Origin of the sequence: Neobacillus paridis, from assembly GCF_016765675.1 — a bacterium.
Taxonomy (GTDB): Bacteria; Bacillota; Bacilli; order Bacillales; family Cytobacillaceae; genus Neobacillus; species Neobacillus paridis.
Window position 1 is genome coordinate 1 of sequence record NZ_JAESWB010000029.1, and the last position, 588, is coordinate 588.

Here is a 588-nt window from a genome sequence, read left to right on the forward strand (position 1 = left end):
GAATTCCAGCGAGGTGCTGGCGCTGCATGTAGCCCATGCCTATGACCTGATCCTGCTGGACATGCATATGCCCGGCATGAATGGCCTGGAAGTCATGGCCAGGCTGCGGGAAGTGGAAAAGGATTCCTACCTGCCGGTACTGGCGATCACCGGCGACCGCGGCTTCAAGATTGCCGCGCTGGAAGCCGGCGCCCGCGATTTCCTGACCAAGCCGTACGACATGACTGAATTCCAGATGCGGGTGCGCAACATGCTCGAAGTGCGCCTGCTCTACAAGACCGTGGCGGAACAGGGCCGGATGCAAAAGGAAATGGCCTTGCATGATGCGCTGACCGCCTTGCCCAACCGTCGCCTGCTGGTGGACCGTATCGAAAAGGCCATGCAGCACGCCAGCCGCGGCCACAACATGATGGCGGTGATGTACATGGACCTCGACGGCTTCAAGGCCGTCAATGACACCCATGGCCACCAGACCGGCGACGAGTTGCTGAAAATGGTGGCTGACCGCCTGCTGCGCGCCACCCGCAAGGAAGACACGGTGGCGCGGCTGGGCGGCGATGAATTCGTGGTGGTGCTGTCCGATATCGC

Annotated in this window: 1 protein-coding gene; it reads left to right on the forward strand. The window is 61.6% G+C overall.

The features are described from left to right. Positions 1 to 588, forward strand: a 588-nt coding sequence (locus JK635_RS27860; protein ID WP_202652757.1) for a diguanylate cyclase domain-containing protein, incomplete at both ends; no start/stop codon positions are given.